At 71.4% G+C, this 19,470-nt stretch carries 18 protein-coding genes, 1 rRNA gene and 1 riboswitch; of the genes, 11 read left to right on the top strand and 8 right to left on the bottom strand.

Annotation, left to right across the window (positions count from 1 at the left end; all coding sequences use genetic code 11):
- The 4 genes from ACZ7KX_RS06450 to ACZ7KX_RS06435 all read right to left on the bottom strand — a co-directional run.
- A 16S ribosomal RNA gene (locus tag ACZ7KX_RS06450) occupies window positions 1-92 on the bottom strand; the annotation flags it as partial.
- Window positions 93-516: 424 nt separating this feature from the next.
- Window positions 517-1,593: a threonine aldolase family protein gene (locus ACZ7KX_RS06445; RefSeq protein ID WP_350524284.1), complete on the bottom strand. Its 1,077-nt coding sequence runs from the start codon at window positions 1,591-1,593 to the stop codon at window positions 517-519.
- Window positions 1,590-2,348: an SDR family NAD(P)-dependent oxidoreductase gene (locus ACZ7KX_RS06440; RefSeq protein ID WP_350524274.1), complete on the bottom strand. Its 759-nt coding sequence runs from the start codon at window positions 2,346-2,348 to the stop codon at window positions 1,590-1,592. The genes ACZ7KX_RS06445 and ACZ7KX_RS06440 overlap by 4 nt, the downstream gene beginning before the upstream one ends.
- Window positions 2,345-3,745, bottom strand: coding sequence for a DUF6421 family protein (locus ACZ7KX_RS06435; protein WP_470325553.1), 1,401 nt, complete (start codon window positions 3,743-3,745; stop codon window positions 2,345-2,347). Before ACZ7KX_RS06435 ends, ACZ7KX_RS06440 begins: the two co-directional genes overlap by 4 nt.
- Window positions 3,746-4,343: 598 nt before the next feature.
- On the opposite strand from ACZ7KX_RS06435, the gene ACZ7KX_RS06430 reads away from it, so the two are divergent.
- The 5 genes from ACZ7KX_RS06430 (at window position 4,344) to ACZ7KX_RS06410 (ending at window position 8,845) form a co-directional block, all read left to right on the top strand.
- Window positions 4,344-5,231: an ABC transporter substrate-binding protein gene (locus tag ACZ7KX_RS06430; protein ID WP_470325552.1), complete on the top strand. Its 888-nt coding sequence runs from the start codon at window positions 4,344-4,346 to the stop codon at window positions 5,229-5,231.
- Between the two features lie 50 nt (window positions 5,232-5,281).
- The gene (locus ACZ7KX_RS06425; RefSeq protein WP_470325573.1) at window positions 5,282-6,160 is read left to right on the top strand and encodes an amino acid ABC transporter permease; all 879 of its coding nucleotides are present in this window, start codon (window positions 5,282-5,284) and stop codon (window positions 6,158-6,160) included.
- On the top strand, window positions 6,157-6,912 hold the full coding sequence (locus ACZ7KX_RS06420) for an amino acid ABC transporter ATP-binding protein (RefSeq protein ID WP_470325551.1): 756 nt from the start codon (window positions 6,157-6,159) through the stop codon (window positions 6,910-6,912). Before ACZ7KX_RS06425 ends, ACZ7KX_RS06420 begins: the two co-directional genes overlap by 4 nt.
- Window positions 6,913-7,187: 275 nt before the next feature.
- Window positions 7,188-7,745, top strand: a complete 558-nt coding sequence (locus tag ACZ7KX_RS06415) for a DUF5134 domain-containing protein (protein WP_470325550.1) — start codon at window positions 7,188-7,190, stop codon at window positions 7,743-7,745.
- Between the two features lie 152 nt (window positions 7,746-7,897).
- Window positions 7,898-8,845: a M56 family metallopeptidase gene (locus ACZ7KX_RS06410; RefSeq protein WP_350524269.1), complete on the top strand. Its 948-nt coding sequence runs from the start codon at window positions 7,898-7,900 to the stop codon at window positions 8,843-8,845.
- Window positions 8,846-8,977: 132 nt separating this feature from the next.
- Here the strand turns inward: ACZ7KX_RS06410 and ACZ7KX_RS06405 are convergent, their stop codons facing one another.
- Window positions 8,978-9,412 (bottom strand): MarR family winged helix-turn-helix transcriptional regulator, encoded by a 435-nt coding sequence (locus tag ACZ7KX_RS06405; protein ID WP_470325549.1) that lies wholly within the window; start codon window positions 9,410-9,412, stop codon window positions 8,978-8,980.
- Window positions 9,413-9,499: 87 nt separating this feature from the next.
- Here ACZ7KX_RS06405 and ACZ7KX_RS06400 point away from each other — a divergent pair, with 87 nt between their 5' ends.
- Together ACZ7KX_RS06400 and ACZ7KX_RS06395 are read left to right on the top strand one after the other, a co-directional pair.
- Window positions 9,500-11,014, top strand: coding sequence for an MFS transporter (locus tag ACZ7KX_RS06400; protein ID WP_470325548.1), 1,515 nt, complete (start codon window positions 9,500-9,502; stop codon window positions 11,012-11,014).
- Between the two features lie 196 nt (window positions 11,015-11,210).
- The gene (locus tag ACZ7KX_RS06395; RefSeq protein WP_470325547.1) at window positions 11,211-11,849 is read left to right on the top strand and encodes a TetR/AcrR family transcriptional regulator; all 639 of its coding nucleotides are present in this window, start codon (window positions 11,211-11,213) and stop codon (window positions 11,847-11,849) included.
- Window positions 11,850-11,925: 76 nt separating this feature from the next.
- On the opposite strand, the gene ACZ7KX_RS06390 is transcribed toward ACZ7KX_RS06395, so the two are convergent.
- Complete coding sequence (locus ACZ7KX_RS06390; RefSeq protein WP_350524265.1) at window positions 11,926-12,792, bottom strand: helix-turn-helix domain-containing protein; 867 nt, start codon at window positions 12,790-12,792, stop codon at window positions 11,926-11,928.
- A 418-nt stretch (window positions 12,793-13,210) separates the two neighbouring features.
- Between ACZ7KX_RS06390 and ACZ7KX_RS06385 the strand changes: the two genes are divergently transcribed.
- Complete coding sequence (locus ACZ7KX_RS06385) at window positions 13,211-13,792, top strand: ATP-binding protein (RefSeq protein ID WP_470325546.1); 582 nt, start codon at window positions 13,211-13,213, stop codon at window positions 13,790-13,792.
- A 376-nt stretch (window positions 13,793-14,168) separates the two neighbouring features.
- On the opposite strand, the gene ACZ7KX_RS06380 is transcribed toward ACZ7KX_RS06385, so the two are convergent.
- Window positions 14,169-14,432 carry a DUF397 domain-containing protein gene (locus ACZ7KX_RS06380; RefSeq protein ID WP_470325545.1) on the bottom strand — a complete coding sequence of 88 codons (264 nt, stop codon included), beginning with the start codon at window positions 14,430-14,432 and terminating at the stop codon, window positions 14,169-14,171.
- A gap of 559 nt (window positions 14,433-14,991) precedes the next feature.
- On the opposite strand from ACZ7KX_RS06380, the gene ACZ7KX_RS06375 reads away from it, so the two are divergent.
- The 3 genes from ACZ7KX_RS06375 to ACZ7KX_RS06365 all read left to right on the top strand — a co-directional run bounded on the left by ACZ7KX_RS06375 (window position 14,992) and on the right by ACZ7KX_RS06365 (window position 18,330).
- The gene (locus ACZ7KX_RS06375; protein WP_470325544.1) at window positions 14,992-15,951 is read left to right on the top strand and encodes a sirohydrochlorin chelatase family protein; all 960 of its coding nucleotides are present in this window, start codon (window positions 14,992-14,994) and stop codon (window positions 15,949-15,951) included.
- A gap of 468 nt (window positions 15,952-16,419) precedes the next feature.
- Window positions 16,420-16,581: riboswitch (cyclic di-AMP (ydaO/yuaA leader) on the top strand.
- Window positions 16,582-16,588: 7 nt separating this feature from the next.
- The gene (locus tag ACZ7KX_RS06370) at window positions 16,589-17,827 is read left to right on the top strand and encodes a transglycosylase family protein (protein WP_470325572.1); all 1,239 of its coding nucleotides are present in this window, start codon (window positions 16,589-16,591) and stop codon (window positions 17,825-17,827) included.
- A gap of 299 nt (window positions 17,828-18,126) precedes the next feature.
- Entirely contained in the window at window positions 18,127-18,330 is a 204-nt protein-coding gene (locus tag ACZ7KX_RS06365; RefSeq protein WP_396553451.1) for a hypothetical protein, read from the top strand.
- A gap of 112 nt (window positions 18,331-18,442) precedes the next feature.
- Here ACZ7KX_RS06365 and ACZ7KX_RS06360 read toward each other — a convergent pair whose 3' ends face one another.
- A complete protein-coding gene (locus ACZ7KX_RS06360; protein ID WP_350524259.1) occupies window positions 18,443-19,462 on the bottom strand; it encodes a LacI family DNA-binding transcriptional regulator in 1,020 nt (339 codons plus the stop codon).
- Window positions 19,463-19,470 lie beyond the last annotated feature (8 nt).

Here is a 19,470-nt window from a genome sequence, read left to right as displayed (position 1 = left end):
CTGATCCACCCCGAAGGGCTTCACCGTTCGACTTGCATGTGTTAAGCACGCCGCCAGCGTTCGTCCTGAGCCAGGATCAAACTCTCCGTGAATGTATACCGGTAATCCGGTCCACACCCGCGTTGAGCGGCACGGCAACCACCGGAATAAGGCGGCCCCGCGCACTGCGTCCTCGCTAGTGTTTGTTTCAAAAGGAATCTCCAACCCCAGAACAATCTGAGGCCGGGGATGTCAACATATCTGGCGTTGACTTTTGGCACGCTGTTGAGTTCTCAAGGAACGGACGCTTCCTTCGGACCGCCTTCCAGCGGACCCTCCGGGCTTCGTTCTTTCGTGTTTCCAGCTTATCAGACGTTTTCCGCTCCGTTTTCTGGAGTTTCATTCATCGGATTCGCTTTCCGCTTTGTCACCCCGGTCTCCCGCGGCGACTCCGGAACTGTACGGGGACCGGCCCACCACATGCAAATCGCCCCCGCCCGGGAGTCCGGGCGGGGGCGATCCGTTGGTCGAGCACCGTCAGGCGCGGCCCATCTCCTCGGCGATGGCCGCCGCGAAGGCGTCGATGTCGGCCTCCGTGGTGTCGAAGGAGCACATCCAGCGCACCTCGCCGGTGTGCTCGTTCCAGAAGTAGAAGCGGTAACGCTTCTGCAGCCGCTCGCTCACCTCGCGCGGGAGGATCGCGAAGACCGCGTTCGCCTGGACCGGGCGGACGATCTCCACGCCGTCGATGCCCCGGACGGCGGCCTCCAGGCGGCTGGCCATCGCGTTCGCGTGGCCGGCGTTGCGCAGGTAGAGGTCGCCGGAGAGCAGGGCCTCGAACTGGACCGACACGAAGCGCATCTTCGAGGCCAGCTGCATCGAGGTCTTGCGGAGGTACTTGATGTTGCGGACCCGCTCGGGGTTGAGCACCACCACGACCTCGCCGAACAGCAGGCCGTTCTTCGTCCCGCCGAAGGACAGCACGTCGACGCCCACGTCGGTCGTGAAGGCGCGCAGCGGCTGGCCGAGCGACGCGGCGGCGTTGGCCAGGCGCGAGCCGTCGACGTGGACGAGCATGCCCAGCTCGTGGGCGTGCTCGGTGATCGCGCGGATCTCCTCGGCGGTGTAGAGGGTGCCGAGCTCGGTGCTCTGGGTGATGGAGACCGCGAGCGGCTGCGCGCGGTGCTCGTCGCCGTAGCCCCAGGCCTGCTGGTCGAGCAGCTCGGGGGTGAGCTTGCCGTCCGGGGTGGGGATGGTGAGCAGCTTGATGCCGCCCATCTTCTCCGGGGCGCCGCCTTCGTCCACGTGGATGTGGGCGGTCTCGGCGCAGACCACCGCGCCCCAGCGCGGGAGCAGCGACTGGAGGGCGACCACGTTGGCGCCGGTGCCGTTGAAGACGGGGTAGGCCTCGGCCGTCTCGCCGAAGTGGCGGCGGAAGACGTCCTGGAGGTGGGCCGTGTAGTCGTCCTCGCCGTAGGCGACCTGGTGGCCGCCGTTGGCGAGGGCGATCGCGGCCAGGACCTCCGGGTGCACGCCGGCGTAGTTGTCGCTGGCGAAGCCGCGGACGGCGGGGTCGTGCCGCCGTACCGCGTCCGTACGGGTGAGGTCGGTCATCGGGCTGTCAGCCACAGGTGCTGTCCGTTCAGTTCTGCTGCGGGGCGGTCCCAGAGGCCCGCCAGGTGATCGGCGAGGTCCGAGGTGTCGGTGAAGCCGGCGAACTTCGCCTCCGGCTTCTCGGCCCGCATCTCGGGACTGACCAACGCCTTGATCACCAGGATCGCAGCCGCCGCGGTGGGCTCGCCGTCCGGGGCGGTGGTCTCCTTCTTGAAGGAGTCGGCCATGGCGAGGGTCCACGCCTCGGTGGCGGCCTTGGCCGCGGCGTAGGCGGCACCGCCGGCCGTGGGCTTGTGCGCGGCCGAGGCGGAGATCATCGCGTAGCGGCCGGACTCGCTGCGGACCAGCGCGGGCTGGAAGGCCAGCGAGGTGTGCTGGAGGGTGCGCACGACGGTGTCGTGCAGGAAGTCCCAGTCGTCCAGCCGGCTGTCGAAGAAGGTCTTGCTGCCGCGCCAGCCGCCGACCAGGTGGATGAGGCCGTCGACGTGACCGTGCTCCGACTCCAGGTGGTCGGCCCAGTCGTGGACCTCCTGCGGGTCGAGCAGGTCGATGACCTGGCCGCTGATCTTGGCTCCGCGCACCGCCACCCGGGTGGCGTCCAGGGCGGACTCCAGGCGCTGGGCGTCGATGTCGGCACCGATCACGGTGGCGCCGTCGGCGGCGAGGCGGCGCAGCACGGCCCGGCCGGCGGGGCCGCTGGCTCCGGCGACGGCGATGACCTTGCCGGCCAGCGGCGCGTTGGTGGAGGTGGTCACGCTGCGGCTCCCTGGATGGTGTTGCCGGTGATGCCGGTGGTGGAGGCGATGACGCCGCTCAGCTTCTTGTTGAGGGCCTCGTAGAACATGCTCAGCGGGAACTCGTCCGGGAGCACGGCGTCGCACAGGGCCTTGTTGAGGGCCTTGCCGTCGGTGATGTCGAGCGGCAGGGCCTCCGGGCCCTTCGCCCAGGTGGAGGCGGGGTGCGGGGTGAGGTACTGGGAGACCAGCTCGTAGGCGGCGATCCAGTGGGCCGGCTTGGGCCGGTCGATGCCGTCGCGGTACAGCTTCTCGATGTCGGCGCAGAGCGCGTTGGTGACCTGCGGGGCGCGCTCCCAGTCGATGGAGAGGCGGTTGTCGCGCCAGCTCAGCGCACCGTGCTTGTGCAGGTACGCGAAGAGCAGCTGGCCGCCGAGGCCGTCGTAGTTGCGCACGCGGTCGCCGCTGACCGGGAAGCGGAACATGCGGTCGAAGAGGACGGCGTACTGGACGTCGCGGGCGTGCGGGTTGCCCTCGGACTCCAGCTGCACCGCCTCCTTGAAGGTGGTGAGGTCGCAGCGGAGCTCCTCCAGGCCGTACATCCAGAACGGGCTGCGCTGCTTGATCATGAAGGGGTCGAACGGCAGGTCGCCGTGGCTGTGGGTGCGGTCGTGGACCAGGTCCCACAGGACGAAGGTCTCCTGCGCGCGCTGCTGGTCCTGGAGCAGGCCCTCGGCGTCGGCCGGGATCTCCAGGCCGAGCTGCTGGACGGCGCTGGTGGAGACGGCGCGGAAGCGGGCGGCCTCGCGGTCGCAGAAGATGCCACCCCAGGTGAAACGTTCCGGCGCCTTGCGCACGGACACCGTCTCGGGGAAGAGGACGGCGGAGTTGGTGTCGTAGCCGGCCGTGAAGTCGGTGAAGGTGATCGGCACGAACATCGGGTTGTCGAAGCGGGTGCGCTCCAGCTCGGCCAGCCAGTCGGGCCACACGACGCGCAGCAGGACGGCTTCCAGGTTGCGGTCCGGGTTGCCGTTCTGGGTGTACATCGGGAAGACGACGAGGTGCTCCAGGCCGTCCTCGCGCTGGTCGGCGGGCTGGAAGGCGAGCAGCGAGTCGAGGAAGTCGGGCTCGCGGTAGCCGGTGTCGGCCCACTTGGCCAGGTCCGCGTCGACGGCGGTGAGGTACGCGGCGTCGTGCGGGAAGTTCGGGGCGAGCTCCTCGACGGCGGCGCGGACGGTGGCGACCAGCGGGTCGACGGTGTGCCGCTGGACGGCGGCCAGGTCGATCGAGCCGTCCTTGGACTGCAGCGGGCGCAGCGTCTCGACGGCCTCCTTCAGGCGCAGCCAGGCCGGGTGGCCGGCGAGGGTCGAGACCGGGGCGTCGGCCGCCGCAGCGAGCCTTGGCGAAAGATTCTGCATCGTGGACTCACTTCGACAGGAGTTATTTCAACGGGGACACCATAAGTACGAAAGGTTCTCCCGTTCAAGGGGGTCCGGACCGGCAAAGCTGCGGCGCCCGGCCGCTCCGGCCCGAAATCCTGTGCGGGAAGGCGGTTGTCCGACATGTGGACACTGATCTGGATGTTCTGGACAGATGCGCCGTTCTGATGCGAACCTCCCGGCATGTTCCCGGCGGTGATCACGGTGGCCGTACGCCACGACAGCCCGTTCCGGGTGCCCACCCGTCGACACGGCTGTTGTTGTCGTCGGTGTCGCGCGCGCGGTCTCCGCCGCCGCTGTTGCCGCTGCTGTTGAGCCGGCCACCGGCCGCTGTCCGGCTGCCGTCGACCCGGCCGCGGCGGATCCGGCTCGGGGGCACCGCGGACGTGGGCCCGTACGCCGACCATGCCGTGTGTGTTCCGGCGCCGCCACCGGGGAAGTGACCCGCCGGGAACCCACCCCCCACGCCACGCCCTGCCGTCCCGGCCGTTCGTCCCGCCCGTCGTACCCGTTCCGCCCCGCTCGTCCTGCCAGTCCCTCCCCCCGTCCTGCCCGGTCCTTCCTCTGGAGTCCCGCCATGACCCTCCGCAAGCCGTCCGCCGTACTGTCCCTCGCCGCGCTGGTGGCCGCCGCGGCCACGCTGAGCGCGTGCGCTCCGCAGGACTCGAAGTCCGACGCCGCCTCCGGTGCCCCGGGCACGGGCGGCACGGCGGCGGGCTGCGCGCCGGGGGCGCTGGCGACGCACACGGCCGGGACGCTGACCATCGGCACCGACAAGCCCGCCTACGACCCCTGGTTCTCCGAGGACAAGCCGGAGAACGGCAAGGGCTTCGAGTCGGCCGTGGCCTACGCGGTGGCGGAGAAGCTGGGATACCCGACGTCCAAGGTCAGCTGGGTGGTCGCGCCGTTCGGCAAGGCCACCGCGCCGGGAGCCAAGGAGTTCGACTTCGACATCAACCAGGTGTCGATCAGCGACGAGCGCAAGCAGGCGGTGGACTTCTCCTCCGGCTACTACGACGTGCGCCAGGCCGTCATCGCGCTGAGGAACTCCAAGGCGGCGGGCGCCAAGAGCATCGCCGACCTCAAGGGCGCCAAGCTCGGCGCGCAGATCGGCACCACCAGCCTGGACACCATCACCAACACCATCAAGCCGACCGGCCAGCCGGCCGTCTTCGACTCCAACGACCTGGCCAAGGCCGCGCTGAAGAACGGCCAGGTCGAGGCCCTGGTGGTGGACCTGCCGACCGCCTTCTACATCACCGGCGCCGAGGTGCCGGAGGCCCAGGTTGTGGGCCAGTTCGAGGCGGCCTCGCAGGGCGAGCAGTTCGGCCTGGTGCTGGACAAGGGCTCCAAGCTGACCGGCTGCGTGTCGCAGGCCGTGGACGCGCTGCGCTCGGACGGCACGCTGGCGAAGCTGGAGAAGCAGTGGCTCTCCGACGCCGTCTCGGCGCCGGTGCTGAAGTGAGCGCTGACACCGGCCCCGGCACGGCCGGGGACGCGACGGCGACCGGAGCCGTGGAGCTCGCGAAGCCCGCGGACGGGGACGACGGGTACCGCCCGTCCGAGCGGCGCCTCGCGCACGAGGCGTACCGGCGCGCCCGGGCCCGCCGGTCGGCGCTGATCGCCGCGGCCTCGACCCTCGCGACGGCGTTCGCGCTCTACCTGCTGATCGTCAACTCCCCCGGCTGGCAGGTGACCCGACGGACCTTCTTCAACCTCGACTACGCGCGCCAGGCGCTGCCCGAGGTGCTGAAGGGGCTGCGGGTGAACCTGGAGCTGATGCTCGGCTGCGGGGTGCTGATCCTGGTGTTCGGCCTGCTGCTCGCGGTGCTGCGGACGCTGCGCGGGCCGGTCTTCCTTCCGGTGCGGCTGCTGGCCACCGCGTACGTGGACTTCTTCCTCGGGCTGCCGATGATCATCTGCCTGCTGGTGATGATCACCGGGGTCCCGGCGCTGCGGCTGACCGGGGTCACCACCGATCCCCTGCTGCTGGGCGGGGCCGCGCTGGTGCTGACGTACTCGGCGTACGTCTCAGAGGTGTTCCGCTCCGGCATCGAATCGGTGCACCCGAGCCAGCGGGCCGCGGCGCGGTCGCTGGGGCTCACCAATGCGCAGGCGATGCGGTACGTGGTGCTGCCGCAGGCGGTCCGGCGAGTGGTCCCGCCACTGCTCAACAACCTGGTGAGCCTGCAGAAGGACACCGGACTGGTGTCCATCGGCGGTGCGATCGACGCGGTGTACGCCGCGAAGATCATCGCGTCCCGGTCCTTCAACTTCACGCCGTACCTGCTGGCGGGTCTGGTGTTCATCGTGCTGACCGTTCCGCTGACCCGGTTCGCCGACTGGCTGACCGCGCGGATGAACCGTCGGCAGTTCCAGGGAGGTGCGGTGTGACGGCGCAGGTGCTGCGGCTGGAGTCGGTGCGCAAGACCTTCGGCGCCCACGTGGTGCTGCGCGACGTGGACCTCGCCGTGCCCGAGCACTCGGTGACGGCGTTGATCGGGGCCTCCGGCTCCGGGAAGTCCACGCTGATGCGGTGCGTCAACCTGCTGGAGGGCATCGACGACGGTGCGATCTTCCTGGACGGCGAGGAGATCACCGATCCGCGCGCGGACGAGGACGCCGTGCGGCGCCGGATCGGGGTGGTGTTCCAGTCCTACAACCTGTTCCCGCACATGACCGTGCTGGAGAACATCACGCTCGCGCCGCGCCGGGTGCACGGGGTCGCGCGGGCCGAGGCCGAGGCGCGGGCGCTGGACTTGCTCGACCGGCTCGGGCTCGCGGCCAAGGCGAAGGAGTACCCGGACCGGCTCTCCGGCGGGCAGCAGCAGCGCGTCGCCATCGTGCGGGCGCTGGCCACCGGACCGCGGCTGTTGCTCCTGGACGAGATCACGGCGGCGCTCGACCCGGTGCTGGTCGGGGAAGTGCTCTCGGTGGTGCGGGACCTCAAGGAGCAGGGGATGACGATGGTCCTCTCCACCCACGAGATGGGGTTCGCGCGGGAGGTCGCCGACCAGGTCTGCTTCCTGGACGACGGAGTGGTGCTCGAACAGGGTCCGCCGGAGCAGGTGTTCGGCGATCCGCGGGAGGAGCGGACCCGGCAGTTCCTCAGCCGGGTGGTCGCCTCGGGGCGGCTCCAGGGCTGAAGCCGGGCAGCCGGCGGGGGTGCGCGGCCAGGAGCCTCGCAACGACGGTCACAACCGTGCGCCCCCGTACGCGCCCTGGCCGCACCGAGGTGACTCCGGTGATCGTGGACGGGACGACCGTCACCGCGGACGGGGGCGGCGAACGGCGGCGAGGAACGACGAACGGATGACAGCCGACAGCTGACAGATGTTGAAACCTGTCAGCTGTCATCTGTTCGCCGACCGCTGTTCGTCGTTCGCCGCCCTCCGCCGCCCGCCGCCCCGGGAGGCCGCCGTTGCACGGACCCACCCTGGTCAACTGGCTGCTCGCCCTCCTTACCGCCACGGCCGGCGCCACCTGCCTGATCAGACTGCGCCACTCCTCCCCCGCCCCCTGCGCATCGGGCACGCACCGCCCGCGCGCCCGGGAGTCCGACGCCGCCGAAGCCCTGATGGGACTCGGCATGGCCGCGATGGCCGTCACCGGCGCCACCGTCCCGGCCGCCGTCTGGGCTTCGCTGTTCGGCCTCCCCGCCGCGGCCTTCCTGCTCGCCGCCGCCCACGCCCCGGCCGGCCGGGGCCACCGGCTGCACCACGCCGTCGGCGCGCTCGCCATGACGTACACGGCCCTCACGATGGCCGGACCCCCCGGCCACCAGCACCACCAGGGCGGCCTGGGCGTGCCGCTGCTGACCGGCAGCCTCCTCCTCTACTTCGGCGGGTACGCGGTCTGGGCCGGCAGCCGGCTGCTGCGCACCCCGGCCGGCACCCTCGCCGTCGGCACCGCGGGACTCCCCCAGGCCTGTCGGCTCACCATGGGCATCGGCATGTTCGCCATGCTCCTGACCATGTGACGCCTGCCCGCCCGCCCGTCTGCGCCAAGACCCCGTCGCGCGCGTGGCGTTGGTCACTGGCCCGTCGAAAGCCGTTCCACCGGGCGTCGCCGGCACATAGGTTGGCAGGGAGCGCGCTGTCGCGTTCCGTGCGTACTCGGGGAGCCCATGCGATGACTGCCCTGATCGGCCTGTTGCTGCTCGGACTGCTGCTCTCGACCGTCGCGCCCCGGCTGCTGGCCCGGGCCGGCTGGGTGGAGCGCGAACCGGTGCTGGCCCTGCTGGTGTGGCAGTGCCTCGTGGTGGCGGTGCTGCTGTGCTGCGCGCTGGGCCTGCTGCTGGCCGCCTCCGCCGCCCTGCCGGAGCTGCGCGCGCTGGTGTTCTCGGGCGCGCCGCACGGCGTGGAGGCCGCATACGGACTGCAGGACGCCGAGGGCTGGGGCCGGCTGTGCGCCGCGGTACTGGCGGCCGGGGGCGTCCAGACGGTGCTGGCGCTCACCCGCGAGGTCCGTACGGCCAAGGCGCTGCGCGACCGGCGGCACGCGCAACTCGCCACCCGTGCGCCGGAGTTGCCCGAGTCGATCGAGACCGCCCGGAGCCGCCGGGAGCGGCTGGTGGTGCTGGAGAACATCCGCCCTGAGGCCTGGTCGCTGCCGGGCCCGAACTCCCGCCTGGTGGTCACCACCGGCGCCCTCCAGCAGCTGACCGATCGGGAGCTGGCGGCTGTGCTGAGCCATGAGCGCGGCCACGTGCGGGCCCGGCACCACTGGCTGCAGCAGTTCGCGCAGGCGCTCGCCTCCGGCTTCCCCGGCGTCGGCGTGTTCAGCGCGTTCCGGGACCAGGTGGCGGAGCTGGTCGAGCTGGCCGCCGACGACCGGGCCGCACGTCGGCACGGCCGGCACACCACCGCCCTCGCACTGGCCGAACTCAACCTCGACCGCGGGGTGTTCGGCTCCTGTCCGCCCGGTCTGGCGCAGTCCCCGAAGCGGGTGGACCGGCTCCTCGCGGGCCGTCCACGGCTCCCGGTGTCCCACCGGCTCCGGCTCACCGTGGTGGCCCTGGCCGCACCCGCCGCGGCCGTCCTGCTGGCCGTCGCCCCGGGGCTGCACTCCCTCCTCTGAGCCGCCCGGGGCCCGCGCGGACGGTCCGGCCCGCTCGGTCCGACCCGGGCCCGATCCACCTCGGCCCCATTCGACCCTGGTCCGATCCGACCAGGTCCGATCCGACCAGGCCGGAGAAGAAGTGGCGGCGGATCAGCCCGACGGGGCTTCGCAGGGCCTGCCGAGCCCGTCGCCGAGGGTCAGTCCCAGCACCTCACGGTGGAGCGGACGGGCCTGCTCGTAGCGCTCCCGACCGGCCTCGGTGAGGGTGAGCACGATGCCCCGCCGGTCCTTCTCGCACATCGCCCGGGTCACCAGCCCGGCCTTCTCCAGGCGGGCGATCAGCCGGGAGAGCGCACTCTGGCTCAGGTGGACCGTCGGCGCCAACTCGCTCACCCGCAGCGCGTGGCCGCCACCGGCGTCACATCCCTCGACGAGGCGCTCCAGCACCTCGAACTCACTCATGCCCAGCCCGAACCGCTCGCCCAGCTCGCGGTCGAGCATGCAGGCGGCCGCAGCGTGCCTGGCCAGCAGGTCGCGCCACTGCGCGACGAGGCCGGCCTCCACCGGGGAGTCGAGTTCTGCCACGCCGCCACCCTAGCACCTGCGCCGTAAATTATTGCGTTCACATCTAATTCATTTGCATTGAATGCATACGCATGTACTGTCCTCCCCATGACCACCGCGACCGTCACGCCACCCGACGCCCCGTCAACCAGCGGGCCGCACTGGACTCCCCGCCTCTGGGGCACCCTGATCGTGCTCTGCGCCGCCATGTTCCTGGACGCCCTGGACGTCTCGATGGTGGGCGTCGCCCTCCCGTCCATCGGCTCCGAACTGCACCTGTCCACCTCCACGCTGCAGTGGGTCGTCTCCGGCTACGTGCTCGGCTACGGCGGCCTGCTGCTGCTCGGCGGCCGCGCCGCCGACCTGCTCGGCCGCCGCCGGGTCTTCCTGGTCGCCCTGGGTGCCTTCGCCGGCGCCTCGCTGATCGGCGGCCTGGTCGACGACGGCGGGCTGCTGATCGCGGCCCGCTTCCTCAAGGGCGTCAGCGCCGCCTTCACCGCCCCGGCCGGCCTCTCGATCATCACCACCACCTTCGCCGAGGGCCCCGCCCGCAACCGCGCGCTGTCGATCTACACCACCTGCGGCGCCAGCGGCTTCTCGCTCGGCCTGGTGCTGAGCGGCCTGCTCACCTCGGTCGGCTGGCGCTGGACCTTCCTGATGCCCGTCCCGGTCGCGCTGCTCGCCCTGGTCTTCGCGGTCCGCCTGCTCCCCCGCCCGGCCGAGGAGCCCGCCAAGGGCGGCTACGACGCACTGGGCGCGATCACCGGCACCGCGACCGTACTGCTGCTGGTGTTCACCGTCACCGAGGCGCAGGGTGCCGGCTGGCTGAGCCTGCGCACGGTCGGCTCGCTGGTCGCGGTCGCCGCGCTGGCCGCCGCCTTCCTGCTGGTCGAGAGCCGTACCGCCCACCCGCTGGTCCGGCTCGGGATCTTCCGCAACGGCTCGGTCGCCCGGGCCAACCTGGTCGCCTTCGCGATGACCGGCGCGTACGGCGGCTTCCAGTTCGTGGTGACCCTCTACCTGCAGCACCTGCTCGGCTGGTCGGCCCTGCAGATGGCCCTGGGGCTGCTGCCGGCCGGAGCGTTCATCGCCCTCTCCGCGCCGTTCATGGGCCCGATCGTGGACCGCTTCGGCACCGGACGGCTGCTGCCGATCGGCGTGCTCGCCCTGGTCGGCGCCTTCGCCCTCTTCCTGCGGCTGGACGAGCACAGCTCCTACGTCGCCCTGGTGCTGCCCTCGATGCTGCTGCTCGGCGTCGGCTTCGCGCTCGCGTTCCCCTCGGTGAACATCGCCGCCACCGACGGCGTGGCCGACGAGGAGCAGGGCCTGGCCTCGGGCCTGGTGAACACCGCGATCCAGGTCGGCACGGCGGTGGTGCTGGCCGGGGCGACGGCGATGATCACGGCCGGCAGCGCCGGCGGCGACAGCCCGCAGGCCCAGCTGGACGGATTCCGTCCGGCGCTGGTGTTCGTCACGGTAGTCGCACTGGTCGGACTGCTGGTCGCGACGGTCGGAGCGCTGGTGGACCGACGCCGGAGTGCCGCCCCCGTGACGGTGCCTGACTATGATTATCCGTCAGTCGGGCCGACGGCGGCCCGGACCGAAGTCCTGACCGAGCACTGATCCCGTGAGCCCCGCCCACGGCCGACCCCCGGCCGTCGGGCAATGGCGCCGGCTCCACCAAACCCCCGTGTTGGTGGAGCCGGCCGTCTTCGTACCGGCCGCCCGGGCGGCGCCCGCCAGGGCACGGTTGCGCGGGGCGGCTGTCGGCTTCGCAAGTATATTGGCCCGGAGCCAACGAACGTTCGGAGCAGACACGATGGCACCTCGCGGGGATTCGGTCAACGAGGAGATGCGGCAACGCTCCCGCCGGCGCATCATGCGGGCCACCGTCGAGCTGGTTGACCAGCGCGGTTACGCGGGCACGACACTGACCGACATCGCCGAGCGGGCCGGGCTGGCCCGCGGGCTGGTCTCCTACTACTTCGACGGCAAACGACTGCTGATGCAGTCCGCGACACACCGGATGATGCACCAGGCGCTGGCCGGCGCCCTGGCGGAACTCGCGCCCGGCTCCTCCCCCGAGGCCCGGCTGGCCCGCGCCATAGACGCCGTCCTCGCGCTCGCGATGGAACACCCGCGGGTGATGCGCTCGCACCTGGCGCTGATCCTCGACCCGGACACCGGCGCCTTCGTCCAGGACCCGGAGCAGCAGCAGCTCGGCGCCATCCTGCAGGGACTGCTGCAGGACTGGGGCGCCCCGGACCCGGTCGCCGAGCACGCGGTGCTGCGCAGTGCGCTGATGGGGGGCTGCATCGGGGTGCTGCTGCCGGGCGCCGAGATCCCGCTCGCCCCGATCCGGGCCGACCTCTTCCGCCGCTACGACCTGGCCTGGCACCTCGGCAGTCCGCCGCAGCCCGACCCGCCGGAACGCGAAAGGCCGCCGGCCCGCGGTTGACGGCGGGGCGGGCGGCCTGCCACTCACTCGCTTCGGTCTGCTGCCGGGGGCTCCGCGAGGACGGGCCCCCGGGGTTTCAGCGCTCCTTCAGGATCGAGGCGAGCAGGTCTATGGTGCGCTCCGGCGTGAGGCTGTCCACGCAGAGCCGCTCCATGACCTGGATGTACGCGTCGACGTCGTCCCGCTTGTCCAGGTAGAGCGCGCTGGTGAGCTGCTCCAGGTAGACCACGTCCGCGAGGTCCTGCTCCGGGAAGCGCAGGATCGTGAACGCGCCGGACTCCCCGGCGTGCGCCCCGAAGCGGAAGGGCATCACCTGGATCACCACGTTGGCCTGCTCGGCGACGTCGATCAGGTACTGCACCTGACCTCGCATCACCTTGGGCCCGCCGACCGGCCGGCGCAGCGCGGCCTCGTCGATGACCGCCCACAGACGAGGGCTGGCACCCTCGGTCAGCAGCTTCTGGCGGCGCAGACGGAGGCTGACCCGCCGTTCGACCTCCTCCTCGCTGATGACCGGCCGACTCTGGCCGAAAACCGCCCGTGCGTACTCCTCGGACTGCAGCAGCCCGGGGATGAACTGCACCTCGTAGGTCCGGATCAGCTGAGCGGCCTCCTCCAGTCCGACGTAGGTCTGGAACCAGCCTGGCAGCACGTCGTTGAAGCTGTGCCACCAACCGGACTTGTTGGCCTCGCGGACGAGGCCGAGCAGGGCTTCCCGCTCGATGCCGTCGTCGACGCCGTACAGGCTGAGCAGGTCGGCGACGTCACGCTCCTTGAAGCTGACGCGGCCGAGCTCCATGCGGCTGATCTTGGACTCGGAGGCCCGGATGGCGTAGCCCGCGTCCTCGCGGGTGATGCCGCGCGCCTCTCGCAGGCGACGCAACTGCGAGCCGAGGAGGATCCGGCGGACCATCGAGCCGCCGCCCGGCTGAACTGTGGTCATGCGGTCGAAACCTCCACCTAGGGCAAACAGCGCACAGTCTGCCATCAGTTGAGCGCTCACGGTGCCGATACTGACGGATGTTCCTATCAGTTCTGCACTCCGCACACCAGGATGCACGTGCATCCGGCGCTTGCATATGCCAATAGTGCGACTGCACGTGAATCGACTCTTGCATCTGCAGTGAGCGCACACCACCATGGTGCACGTGCACCTGCACATCCCTGGCAATCCCGCGGGCTCCGCGTCGACCCCACGCGCGACTCCGTGCACCGGCCCGACGGCGTCCCCCGCGTCATCGGGCGTTCGAGTGCGCGTGCGTCTGGTCGAAGGGGCGGCCGAGCGGCCGAGCGAGTCGGAGGTGACCGGCATGACCCCGGCGGGTCCAGCCGTGTCCGCCCCCTTATGGGAGGAGCTCTTCATGAGCACCGGTACGGCTTTGGCGGTTGACCCCCATGTGGTCACCTGTACGCTCGCTCCTCGCTTCGAAGCCGTCAGAACCGCGCGCGACTTCGCCCGGACCACGCTCCAGCGCTGGGGACTGACGGAGCTGTTCGACGACGTGGCGCTGGTGGCGTCGGAACTCGTGACCAACGCGCTCCGGCATGCGATCGGCGCACGGCCCGACCCGACGGGCGGTGCCCCGGGCGAGTATGACTTTCCCACACAGCCGACCGCGGACGGGCGGCTGCCGATCCGAATAAGCCTCGTGCACCGCGCGCCCCAGGTGGTCTGCGCCGTGAGCGATCCGAGCAGCGTTGGACCGGTGGCGCGGGAGGCGGACTTCGTCGCCGAATCCGGCCGCGGGCTGCACCTGGTGGAGTCGTTCAGCCGCTCCTGGGGCTGGCACCCGCTGGGCAGCGGCAAGGTGGTCTGGGCCCTGTTCGAGGCGGAGCCGACGGGCGGCCCGCTGGACGGACACCCGGAGATCGGTGGACGCGGGGCGCTCGACGCACTCGGCGGCCCGGTCGACATCGGTGGACGGCACCGGCGCTCGGCCTAGCGCCCCGCGGCACGTGGCGAGCAGCGCCCGACGCCGTGCGGTCGATCGGGGAACCGGCCCGGCGATCGGTCGGAGGACCCGCTCGGCGATCGGCCGGAGGACCGGCCCGGCGGTGGTCGGTCGAGTGGTCGACCCGGAACGCCTTCCCGCACCAGGCCCTGCAGCGAGCCGGACGGCGGACGGAGCGGCCGGTCGAGGGAAGCCCCGGGAGGACCACGCCCCGGGCCCCTGCGCCAGGCCCCGTCATCACTTCGCCCCGGCGGCGACCGGTACGGTCGGAGAAGGCGGAGAAGTCGGAGGAGACGACCGAAAAGACAAAGGCCGTCGCGGTGTCGGCACCCACGACGGCCCCCCGATGGTGAAGCACGGCGGCCGGTCAGACCGCCAGGTGGTCGAACTCCCCGTCCTTGGCCCCCAGCAGCAGGGCGGCGATCTCGGCCCGGGTGTAGATGAGGGCCGGACCGTCCGGGAAGCGCGAGTTGCGCATCGCGACGTCGCCGCCCGGCAGGGCCGCGAACTCGACGCAGTTGCCCTGGGAGTTGCTGTGCCGGCTCTTCTGCCAGACCACCCCCGTGAGATCGGCCGCGGCCATCCCGTTGTAGGTGTCGTGCGAGTCGTGTGTGTTCTGCGAGTCGTGCATAGAAGTCTCCCGAAGAGCTCCGGAGTTGTCGTCCAGCGCGGCGCCCCCGGCACCGCCGAACGAACGGACCGGCCCCGTACCGGCCCGGCACAACGCCTCACTTGACGCGATGATAGCTGCAGTGCACGTGCATCAGCACGGGACATTGCAGGTGCACGAGGCCTTTCACCCGCAGCCCCGAACTCTTCACGGGGCCTTCTCCTGACGGTACGTAAACGGACATAGCCGACTGAATCACCGGGGTCGCGATAACCGGCCGTGAGCGGCCCCCCGCTTAATGTTGATCTTCGAATGCCGGGAGTCGCACCGCCGTGACCCTCCGTCAGGCGACCTCCGGGCTGTGAGACATCTCACGCGCCGCGACTGCAACGCCGCACCCCGTCCGGCACGTCCAGGCAATGAGCCGCGCCCGCACGGGGATTGGGTGTGGAATGTCCGGATTGTAGGCAAACCACCCGAACCCGATGCGGCGGACACACCGGGTTCGCACAGCGGCCGCGCGAAACCCGTACGGCAGCCGACTGCAGGCCGGACGGGCAGATGTCCTACGATCTCCGGCATGAGCACCGCAGCCATTCCGGGCGCGCCACTGCCCGTCCGCACTCCAGGCTCCCGTGCGCGGGGGCGCCACCGTCGTCCCGAGCGCCCCGAGATTCCGACCGGCGCGCCGGCCCTGGTGCTCGCCGTGCCCACGGCCGCCGGGCCCGAGTCCCGCTCGGTCGTCGAGGAGCTGCTCTCCATCGTCCGCAGCGAGCAGAACGGCGTCCAGGCCGCGGTCGGCTACCTCCCCGGCGGCTCCGCCGAGGGTGAGGGCGGCGAGGACCGCACCGTCGCCGAGCTCCTGGCCACGGCCGCCGAGGCCGGCCTGCCGATGCCCGTCCTGGTGCCACTGGTGCCCGGTCCGCACGGCTTCCTGCCCGAACTCCACGCGCTCGCCGCCGAGTACGGCGCGCCCGTCACCGACGCGCTCGGCCCGCACCCGCTGCTCGCCGAGGCCGTCCACGTACGACTCTCCGAGGCCGGGCTGGCCCGCGCCGACCGCGCCCGGCTCTTCGCCATCGCGACCGCCGCGGACGGCGTGGTCCTGACCACCGTCGGCGGCGAGGACGCCGCCGCCGCGGCCGGCATCACCGGCGTTCTGCTGGCCGCCCGCCTGGCCGTGCCGGTCGTGGCCGCCGCGCTCGACGTGCCCGGCTCGGTGGCCGCGGCCGTCGACCACCTCAAGGAGACCGGCTCCCAGCGCCCGGCGCTGGCCCCGCTGGTGATCGGGCCGGAGGCCGACTCCGAGCTGCTCGCCGCGGCCGCCGAGGAGACCGGCTGCCCGTCGGCGGCGCCGCTGGGCGCGTACCCGACCGTCGGCCAGCTGATCGCCTCGACCTACCTGGCCGCGCTGCCCGCACCGTCCGCGGAGGACCTGGCGCGGGCCGAGGCGGAGGCGGCGGCCGCCGCCGAGGCCGAGGGGGTCGTGGAGGGCGCCCGTGGCGCCCACGCGGCCGCCGAGGAGCCTGCCGGACAGTAGCGGACACCGCGCGCCCGTCGGCGCGCACACGGGGCCCGGAACGGCTTGCGTTCCGGGCCCTTCGCTTTGCCCGCTTTCCCGCTCTTGCGGCGTACGGGAGTTACCGGAGTTAAGCGAACAATGAATGGAATGTCCGTTCTGCCGCTGTTTGCCGGGGAATGGCGAGCGCACTCCGGGGCGCTCGAATCACGTCCGCTCCGCCGGTTGGACCGGTGCGCCGTTTCGCGCTTCGACACACCGTCATGCCATTCCTGAGGCAAAGACAGTTGTGGGCATCCGCAATCGCATTGCCGAAAAACGATCATTTACGATCATGATTAGCCGCCAATTTGGCACTTCCTGCTAATCCGTGATGCGCGTCACAGCTATTTGCAGTTTGAACTTAAGTCTGCTTAACGTGCTCCCCGTTCGTGACCACACGGACCCAGTTCATCCGCGACGCCGAGTCCTGCCGTCGGATGTCCTGGCAGCGCGAAAACGCACCACGGCAGGAGCGGGGGACCCACAGGTAAGTCGCCCCGGACCGCTCCCAGGAACGGTTCAGGGCTAGGGGTGAAGCCGCGCTCACGCGCGGCCGGGCAACTCCGGCCCGAATCCGACAGCTCACCTCGCAGGCGTGGGAGAGGACCGCGTCTTCATGCTGCCCACCAACGGCACCCGTCTGTCCAGCCGCACCCGCCGCGTGATCGCCGCCATCGGCGTCGCGGGCGTCGGCCTCACCGTCCCGTGCCTCGTCTCCGGCACCGCCTCCGCCGCCTCCGTCGCGACCTGGGACAAGGTCGCCCAGTGCGAGAGCAGCGGCAACTGGAGCATCAACACCGGCAACGGCTTCTACGGCGGCCTGCAGTTCACCCAGAGCACCTGGTCCGCCTTCGGCGGCACCGCCTACGCCTCGCGCGCCGACCTGGCCACCAAGGACCAGCAGATCGCCGTCGCGGAGAAGGTCCTCGCCTCGCAGGGCCCCGGTGCCTGGCCCGTCTGCTCGGTCAAGGCCGGCCTGACCAAGGGCGGCACGCCCGCCGCCGTCGACACCTCGGCCGCTGCCGCTCCGGCCGCCCCGGCTGCCAAGCCCGCCCAGACCCCGGCCCCGGCGGCCAAGCCCGCCAAGCCGGCCGCGCCCGCCCAGGACGCCGCCGACTCTGCCGCCGGCACCTGGGCCCAGAGGCACCAGCAGGCCGCCCAGAGCGACGACTACACCGTGGTCGAGGGCGACTGGCTGTCCTCGATCGCGGACAAGCACAACGTCCAGGGCGGCTGGGAGCGGCTGTACGAGCTCAACCGCAGCACCCTGACCGACGGCCCGAACACCATCTACCCGGGCCAGCACCTGACCTTCGGTGACCACGGCCAGACCCAGCAGTCCGCCTCCTCGGACAAGTCCGGCTCGGACTTCACCTGGTTCAACCGCTCGCAGAAGTCCGGTCAGTCCGCGAACGGCGGTTCCGTGAACGCCAAGCCGGTCGCCCAGACCCAGACCCCGGCCGCCCAGGCCCCGGCGCAGGCCCCGGCCGCCAGCGGCAGCATGGCCGCCGCGGTCGCCTTCGCCGAGTCCAAGGTCGGCCAGGCGTACGTCTACGGCGGCACCGGCAACGGCGGCTGGGACTGCTCCGGCCTGACCCAGGCCGCCCTGCGCGCCGCCGGCATCTCCGTCCCGCGCGTCGCCGCCGACCAGGCCGCCGCCAGCACCCACGTCTCGCTGGACAGCCTGCAGCCGGGCGACCTGCTGTTCTGGTCCAACAACGGCAAGGACTCGGGCGTCTACCACGTCGCGATCTACGTCGGTGGCGGCAAGTACGTCGAGGCCGCCAACCCGAGCGCGGGTGTGCGCGAGCAGACCGTCGCCAACTGGGCCCCGGACTTCGCCGGCCGGGTCTGAGCACGGCGAGACGGCTGACGGCAGGCAGCAGGCAGCAGGCAGCAGGCAGCCGACTGCTCGTCGCTGACGGACTTCAGACGACCGCTGACGGATGACAGCTGACAGCTGACAGCTGACAGATTTCAATATCTGTCATCCGTCGTCCGCAGATCGCGGGTCGTCGGCCGCCACCGAACACTGATCACCCGCCACCCCCGGGGAAGAGTCTGGTCGCTCCTCCCCGGGGGTCGCGGCGTATCCCCGTGGTGGAACCGGACCCGAACGGGCATGCTGCTGCTCTGCACCCGAGGAGGAGTCACATGGCCCAGGTCACCGTCACGCTCGACGCGAACCTCGCGATCGACGCGATGATGCTCTCCGGTACCAAGAACCCGCAGGACGCCGTCGAACTGGTCCTGCGCGACTACCTGGCCCGCGGCCGCCGCACCGAGGCCCGCACCGGCGACCCGGCCGACGGCAACCGCCTCGCCCAGGACCGCACCACCGACACCGAGCACGGCTGAGGGCAGTCGAGATCTGCCGAGCGCTGCCGAGCAGGGCCGCACACAGGCACGCCGAAGGGCCCCGGAGAGCAACTGCCCTCCGGGGCCCTTCCCTCGGCCCTGCGGCCGGCGCTCAGCGCGCGCAGGCCCCGGTGGACCCGCGCATCACCAGCTCCGGCTGGAACATGAACTCGCCGCGCTGGACGGCGTTCCCGCCGACCTCCTCCAGCAGCGCGTCCACCGCCGCCGTGGCCATCGCCTCGACCGGCTGGCGGATCGTGGTCAACGGCGGTTCGGTGAAGGCGATCAGCGGCGAGTCGTCGAACCCGACCACCGACACGTCCTGCGGCACCGACAGGCCGCGCTGCCGCACCGCCCTGATCGCCCCGAGCGCCATCATGTCGCTCCCGCAGACGATCGCCGTGCAGCCCTTGTCGAGCAGCGCGCCGGCCGCCGCGTGTCCGCCCTCCACGCTGAACAGCGTGTGGTGGACGAGGTTCTCGGCCTCCTCCTGGGTACGCCCGAGCACCTCCCGCATCGCCGCCGTGAAGCCTTCTATCTTGCGCAGCACGGGCACGTACCGGCGCTGCCCGACGGCCAGCCCGATCCGCTCGTGGCCGAGTTCGGCCAGGTGCTGGACGGCCATCCACATCGCGGCCCGGTCGTCCGGCGAGATGAACGGCGCGTCGATCTTCTCGCTGAAGCCGTTGATCAGCACGAACGGCACCCCGCGCCCGGCCAGTCGCGCGTAGCGGTCGTGGTCGGCCGTGGTGTCGGCGTGCAGTCCGGAGACGAAGACGATGCCCGCCACGCCCCGGTCGACCAGCATCTCCACCAGTTCGTCCTCGGTGGATCCGCCCGGTGTCTGGGTGCACAGCACCGGCGTGAAGCCGTGCCGGCTGAGCACCTGCTCGATCACCTGCGCCAGTGCCGGGAAGATCGGGTTGCTCAACTCCGGTGTGATCAGCCCGATCAGCCCGGCGCTGCGCTGGCGCAGCCGGGTCGGACGCTCGTAGCCGAGCACGTCGAGCGCGGCCAACACCGTCTGCCGGGTGGCGGCGGAGACGTTCGCCTTGCCGTTGAGCACGCGGGAGACGGTGGCTTCGCTGACCCCCGCCTGTGCCGCGATGTCTGAGAGTCGCGCCGTAGTCACGGTCCCAG

It is taken from the genome of Kitasatospora sp. NPDC038210 (genome assembly GCF_055600605.1).
This window is presented reverse-complemented; position numbering and strand designations above follow the sequence as displayed.